Source organism: Streptomyces sp. NPDC002809 (genome assembly GCF_040295435.1).
Classification (GTDB): Bacteria; Actinomycetota; Actinomycetes; order Streptomycetales; family Streptomycetaceae; genus Streptomyces.
Genome location: NZ_JBEOVJ010000032.1, coordinates 73847 through 80551 on the forward strand (window position 1 = coordinate 73847; position 6705 = coordinate 80551).

4 protein-coding genes are annotated in these 6705 nt (G+C 72.2%); all 4 read right to left on the reverse strand.

Annotated features, from left to right (window positions below; translation table 11 throughout):
* Positions 1–43 precede the first annotated feature (43 nt).
* Positions 44–727, reverse strand: a complete 684-nt coding sequence (locus ABT025_RS20490; protein ID WP_350996127.1) for a response regulator transcription factor — start codon at positions 725–727, stop codon at positions 44–46.
* 17 nt (positions 728–744) lie between these two features.
* A complete protein-coding gene (locus ABT025_RS20495; protein ID WP_350996130.1) occupies positions 745–1926 on the reverse strand; it encodes a sensor histidine kinase in 1182 nt (393 codons plus the stop codon).
* A gap of 229 nt (positions 1927–2155) precedes the next feature.
* The gene (locus ABT025_RS20500; protein ID WP_350996133.1) at positions 2156–4357 is read right to left on the reverse strand and encodes an MMPL family transporter; all 2202 of its coding nucleotides are present in this window, start codon (positions 4355–4357) and stop codon (positions 2156–2158) included.
* A gap of 556 nt (positions 4358–4913) precedes the next feature.
* Positions 4914–6494: an aspartate:alanine exchanger family transporter gene (locus ABT025_RS20505; protein ID WP_350996136.1), complete on the reverse strand. Its 1581-nt coding sequence runs from the start codon at positions 6492–6494 to the stop codon at positions 4914–4916.
* Positions 6495–6705: the final 211 nt, after the last annotated feature.

Sequence of the window (6705 nt, forward strand, 5' to 3'; positions counted from 1 at the left end):
CGGACGGACGGCCGGCCGGCCGGTCCCGGTGCAGGCATAGGCATCAGCCCGCAGCCGATGGGCCGGGCCGGACGAGCCCGGACCGGTAGGCGAGGACGACGAGTTGGGCACGGTCCCGGGCGTCGAGCTTGTTCATGGCGCGCTGGATGTGGGTGCGTACGGTGAGCGGGCTGAGGAACAGGGAATCGGCGATCTCGGCGTTGGACCTGCCGTGGGCGGCCAGGGCCGTCACCTCGCGTTCGCGCGGGGTGAGGGCGGCCAGCCGACCGGGAAGCGCCCCACCGGTCTCGGGCTCGGGCGTGGCGAGGAAGCGGGTGACGAGCATCTGCGTGGCCGCGGGGGACAGCAGCGCCTCACCGGAGACGACGGTGCGGATGCCGTCGAGGAGCGCGTCCGCCGAGACGTCCTTCCCGAGGAATCCGCTCGCGCCCGCGCGCAGGGCGCGGGCGACGTACTCGTCGGTCTCGAAGGTCGTCAGGATCAGGATCCGGGTCGCTGTCAGCTCGGGGTCCGCGCAGATGGCGGTGGTGGCTTCCAGCCCGTCGGTGCCCGGCATCCGGATGTCCATGACCACGAGGTCCGGGCGGAGGGCGCGGGTGAGCTCGACGGCCTGCGCGCCGTCGGCGGCCTCACCGACGACCTCCATGTCGTCGCAGGAGTCGATCAGCATGCGGAATGTGGCCCTCAACAGGGCCTGGTCATCGGCGAGGAGGACGCGGAGAGGCATCGGGTTCCCTTCGGGGATCAGAAGTTCAGGGGCAGTTCGGCCGTGACGGTGAAGCCGCCGTCGGGTCGCCGGCCCGCGTGGAAGCGGCCGCCGGCGGACCGGGCCCGCTCGCGCATGCCGATCAGCCCGAAACCGCTGTCCCGGCCCGCCGGCTCCGGGGCTCCCATACCGCTCCCGTCGTCGCTGACCGTGATGGTCAGCAGACTGCCGGAGTAGGCGAGGGTGACGTGTGCGCCGGGGGAGGCGGCGTGCTTGGTGACGTTGGTGAGGGCCTCCTGGATGATCCGGTACGCGGTGAGGTCCACCCCCGGCGCCAGGGGGCGCTCGTCCCCCTCGGTGGTGACGGTGACGCGCAGGCCGGCGGATTCGTGCGCCGTGATCAGGTCGGGCAGGTGGGCGAGCCCGGGTGCGGGTTCGAGCGGCGAGTCCGGGTCGTCGGGGCTGCGCAACAGGCCGACGGTGGCCTTGAGTTCGCGAAGCGCCGACGAGGTGGTGCCGGCCAGTTCGGTGATGAGGTGTTCGGCCTGCCCGGGGTTGCGGCGCACCAGATGGGCGGCCGTGCCCGCCTGGGCGTTGGCGAGGGCCAGGTGGTGGGCGACGACGTCGTGCAGCTCACGGGCGATACGGACGCGCTCCTCGGCGACGCGGTGGCGCGCCTCCTCCTCACGCGTGCGTTCGGCGTGCTCGGCGCGGGTGTGCAGCGACTCCAGGTAGGCACGGCGCAACCGGACCCCCGAACCCCAGGCGACCGGCAGCAGCAGCGAGACGGCGGGGTTGAGCGTGGCCAGGACGATGTTGGAGTACCGGTCGGTGATCAGGGCCGTGGGCACCAGGAGGGCGATGGCGGCGAGTCCGTAGAGGCGGGCGGTCTTCCGGTCGGTCTCGGTGGCCAGCCAGTAGAGCCCGGCCATGGCCGGCGCGAGCAGGAGCGGGGTCCCCAGATATCCGAAGCCGGAGGCCGCACTGGCGCAGACGGCTGTGACCGCGGCGACGACTCGGGGATGGCTGCGGTGCCACCACAGGGCTGTACAGGCGATGACCGCCAGAGCCGCCCCGGGGCGCCAGTCGAGCTGTTCGGCGGTGGTTCCCCAGGTGCCGACCACGCTGGCGAAGACGGCCACGGCGAACACGGCGGGGATCACGAGGAAGTCGACGGCTCGCGGGTTGTCCCGCAGATGGCGCTGGAAGCGGTTGGGCATCAGGTCTCCGATGAGAGGGACTCGTGGTCCATCGTGCGGGACGGGCCGTGTCCGCGCGGGCAGGGGCCCCCGGTGTCGCGCGCTCGGGCAGGGGACCCGGGTGTCGCGCGGGCAGGGCCGCCCGTGGTGAACGGGCGGCCCTGCCGGTGAGGCGGGTCGGTGTCGGGCGTGGCGCCCGACCGGGGGGCCGGTCAGTGATGGACGGCCCTGCCCGAGCGGCGGGCGGCTGTCAGACACCTGCCGGGGTGCGGTCCTCGGCCTCGGCGGGCGGGAGGGGTGCATGGTGCGTGAGGGCCTCGCCCTCGATGTCCACGCGCGGCAGCAGCCGGCCCAGCCGGCGAGGCAGCCACCACGCCCGGTTCCCGAGCAGCGCAAGGACGGCGGGCACCAGGGCCATGCGTACGACGACGGCGTCGAACAGCACCGCGATGGCCAGGCCGAAGCCGATCGTCTTGATCATGGATTCCTCGGCGGTGACGAACCCGGCGAACACGGCTGTCATGATCAGTGCGGCCGCCACCACGACCCGGGAGCTGTGCCGGAACCCGCTGACGATCGCCTGACCGGGCCCTTCCCCGTGGACGTACGCCTCCCGGATCCGCGAGACGAGGAAGACCTCGTAGTCCATGGCCAGGCCGAAGACGATGCCCACCAGGAAGATCGGCATCATGCTCATGATCGGGCCGGTCTGCTGCACGCCGAGCAGGTCGGCGGCCCAGCCCCACTGGAAGACCGCGACGACAGCTCCCAACGAGGCGAGCACCGAGAGCAGGAAGCCGGCGGCGGCCTTGATCGGTACGAGGATCGAGCGGAAGACCACCGTCAGGAGCAGGATGGCCAGCCCCACCACGACGATCAGGTAGGGGATGAGCGCGTCGCTCATCTTCTGCGCCATGTCGATGTTCGCCGCTGTGCTGCCGGTGACCTCGAAGGTCGCATCGGTGCCGGACTCCATGCCGGGGCGGTCGTCACGGATGGTGCCGACGAGCTCCTTGGTCTGCTCGCTGGTCGGCGCGGTGGACGGGGTGGCGGACAGGATCGCGGTGTCGCCCGCCTGGTTGAACCGGGCCGCGGAGACGGAGACGACCCCCTCGGTCCCGGCGATCTTCTCGGAGATCGTGCCGACCGCGGCCTTCGGGTCGGCGGCGTGCGAGGCGTCGACCACGATGGTCAGCGGACCGTTGAAGCCGGGCCCGAACGCGTCGGCCAGATCGTCGTAGGCGCGACGCTCGGTGGTCGACGTGGCCTTGGCCTCGTCGCCGGGCATGCCCAGCTGCAGATCCATGACCGGTACGGCGAGCACTCCGAGTCCCAGCACGGAGAGGATCAGCACGGGAAGCGGCCGGCGCAGTACGAACCGTGCCCAGGCCGCGCCGACGCGGCCCGTCTGCCCGGGCTTCCTCCTGCCCTTGCGCTCCCGGCGGGCCAGCACCGCGTCCGGCCAGAAGCCGAGCAGCGCGGGCACCAGGGTCAGTGCGACCAGCACGGCGACGAGGACGCCGCCCGAGGCCGCCAGGCCCATTTTGGTCAGGGTCGGGACTCCCGCGACCGCGAGTCCGGCCAGTGCGATCACGACGGTCAGACCGGCGAAGACGACGGCGGACCCGGCGGTGCCGACGGCCAGACCTGCCGCCTCCTCGGCGTCGCGCCCCTTGGCGCGCTCCTCCCGGTAGCGGGCGATGACGAAGACCGCGTAGTCGATCCCGACCGCGAGACCCAGCATGTTCGCCAGCGACCCGGTCGACGAGGACAGCCCGAGCGCGCTGCCCAGGGCCATGATCGAGGCCAGGCTGACACCGACTCCGAGGACGGCGGTGAGCAGCGGAACCCCGGCGGCGGCCAGCGAACCGAACGTGATCAGCAGTACCAGCGCTGCCACCACGACGCCCGCGGCCTCACCGATCCCGCCTGCCCCGACGGAGCCCGACAACGCCGTCCCGCGGGCCTCCACCGTCAGCCCGGCGTCCTCGGCCCGGTCGATGGCGTCCTGCAGCTGCTGCCTGCCGGCGTCCGTCAGGTCGTCGGCCGCCACCTTGTACGTGACGCTCGTGTACGCCGTCGAGCCGTCCTTGCTCACGGCGTGCGCGGAGAAGGGGTCCACGGCTCCGGCGACCTGCGCGTCCGTGGTGATCTCGGCCACCGTCGCGTCGATGGCCTGCCGGTATTCGGTGGCGGTGACCTTCCGGCCGTCCGGGGCGACGAAGACGATCTGGGCGCCGGCCCCGTCCGCCTCGGCGCCGGGGAACCGCTCGTCCATGAGGTCGAACGCCCGCTGGGACTCGGTCCCCGGCATCGACGAGGAGTCGTCGGGGGCCGCGGGGGCGCTGACCGCGCCGAAGCCGATGGCCGCCAGGACCGCCAGCCACAGCAGCACTACGTATCGGCGCCGTCCGAAGGCCGCCCGGCCCAGTCGGTACAAGAATGTCGCCATGGAAGAGGGACTCCACATCTGTCTCGGGAACTCCTCAAGCCTCCTGGGACCACCCCGGTCAGGGCGTCATGCGGCTGCGGACAATCCCGGCTACTGCAGACGCAGTAGAGGCGTGCGGGATGTCCTGCGACCGCACGACGGGACGGGCGGGACCACCTCCCCGGCATTCGTCGTACGACGCGGACCGAGGCCGTCGCGGCGGCGCCCGTGGGAGCTTTTCCGGCAGGTGGCGGCCGTCGCGGCCTTTCCGGCCATGAGGTGACCGCAAGGCCGCGGGCGCCCTTGGGCCGCCCGCCGGGGATCAGCCGGTGAGGGCTGCCGCGCTCGCCGTCGAGGCGAGGGAGCAGGAGGGCGGTGTCCGGGATGGGGGCCGCCGGGGGAGCCCCGTGCGTGGCGCCGTTGCTGCCGGGTACGGACTTGACCTCGGACAGGGGGATGCGCCACTTCTCCTGCCCGGTGCGTGCACTGCGCAGGACGGGATCGACGCGCTGTTTGCTGCCCTGCTCCTGGAAGGCGACCCCGACGGGGCAGTGACCTGAGACGGCGGACGCCGAGGTCAGAGCCCGACGATCAGCTGGATGCAGACGATCTTGACGAGGATGGCCAGCGCGAACAGCGTCGAGTACCCGCTGTTGACGCGGCTGTCACTGACCCGGCTGTTGGCGTATGCGGTGATCGCCGGGTTGCCGACGTACCCGGACAGCAGGCCCATCGTCCGCTCCCGGCTCTGCCCGAGCGCCTTCGCGATCAGCACCATGAGCGTGTAGCTGACCACCGCCCCGATCACCAGGACGGCAACCAGCTTCAGACCGAACAGGGAGAACGCGTTCTGGCGGAAGGAGTAGCCGGAGGTGAGGCCGACGACCGCGAGGAACAGCAGCAGCCCGAGCTGGCGAAGCGTCAGGTTGGCCCGGGTCGGCAGGGTCCACACCAGCGGGCCGGTACGACGCCGCCAGCCCAGGATCATGCCCATCACCAGCGGCCCGGCACCCGTCCCGAGGGCGAGGGTGGTGGAGCCGACGGTGAACGAGGGGATGGCGATCAGGAAGCCGAGCGTGAGCCCGAGCCCGAGGCTCACCGCGCTCACCTCGCTGACCTTCGTCTCCGTGTCGCCGAGATACGTGGAGACCTCGGTGATCCGTTCGCGCGGCATCACCACGCGTACCCGGTCGTCCAGCTGGAGCACCAGGTCGTCATGGGCGAGCATGTCGACATCGCCGCGACGGACCCGGCTGACCGCCGCCCCGTAACGCTCGCCGAGACCGAGTTCGGCGATCGTGTGGCCCGCGAGTGCCGGGTTCGTGAGCAGGATCCGGCGGTAGTCGACCGTCCGCCGGTTGTCGAGGAGGTGGACGGGGGCGGGCGAGCCCAGCCGTTCGGTCGCCGCGCGTACGTCGTCCTCGCCGCCGACCAGCACGATCAGGTCACCGGGGCGCAGCCGCCCGAGTCCGCGCGCCACCAGTACGTCGCCGCCCTCGGGGCGGTACTCGCTGGCCAGAACCCGGTGGTCCGCGACGCCCGGTACCTCGTCCCACGCCGTCTCGTGATCCACCTGGACCGTACGGGTGACGAGGACGGGAGGCGGCCCGGAGCCGGGGTCCCGGCGGGCCACCCAGCGGCGGCGGGCCGCGATCGCGGACACGAACAGGATGGTGATGACCACGGCGAGCGGATAGCCGATCGCGTAACCGACCGCGGGCTGCGCCGGATCGGCCGAGGCCTCCTGAGCGGCGGCCAGGCCCGGCGTGGTCGTGCCGATGCCCGCGTAGCCACCGGCCAGGAACGGTCCGCTGATCCCGAAGCCGCTGTGCCCCACATAGCCGACCACGACCGCGGTGAGCGCGAGCGCCACCACCGCACCGGCCATCACCGCCAGCTGGCTGCGCAGTTCACGGAAGAACGCCGGGCCCGATTCGAGACCCACGGTGTACACGTACAGAGCCAGACCCAGCGCCGAGACGCCGGTCGGCACGGCGGGTGCGATGTCCTCGTCGAGTGCCCCGACCAGCAGGCCGACGAACAGGACACCGGCCGCACCGAGTTTCACCGGGCCGAACCGGACCATTCCGAGCAGGGCGCCGACCGTGATGACGGCGAACACGGCCACCCAGGGATTGTCCGCGAAGAACTGCCACACGGGGTGGGCCTCCCGTAGCGAAGAGCGGGCTGAGCCTGACCGGGTCATGATCTTCGAGGTGGCGGGAGCCTGCCACTCGGCAGCACGTGACGGTGCGCCGCGCGCCGCCGGAGACGGATTCGCCCCGTGCGCCCCTCAGTCCCGGCTGCCGTACTCCGCGTAGTCGCAGACGACCTGGCTGAGGCGGGCCTGCCCGTCGGCCCCCACGACC

Bases quoted from the DNA above. Each gene is read 5' to 3' on its own strand.
- ABT025_RS20490 (WP_350996127.1), bottom strand. From the start codon at position 727: ATGCCTCTCCGCGTCCTCCTCGCCGATGACCAGGCCCTGTTGAGGGCC.
- ABT025_RS20495 (WP_350996130.1), bottom strand. From the start codon at position 1,926: ATGCCCAACCGCTTCCAGCGCCATCTGCGGGACAACCCGCGAGCCGTC.
- ABT025_RS20500 (WP_350996133.1), bottom strand. From the start codon at position 4,357: ATGGCGACATTCTTGTACCGACTGGGCCGGGCGGCCTTCGGACGGCGC.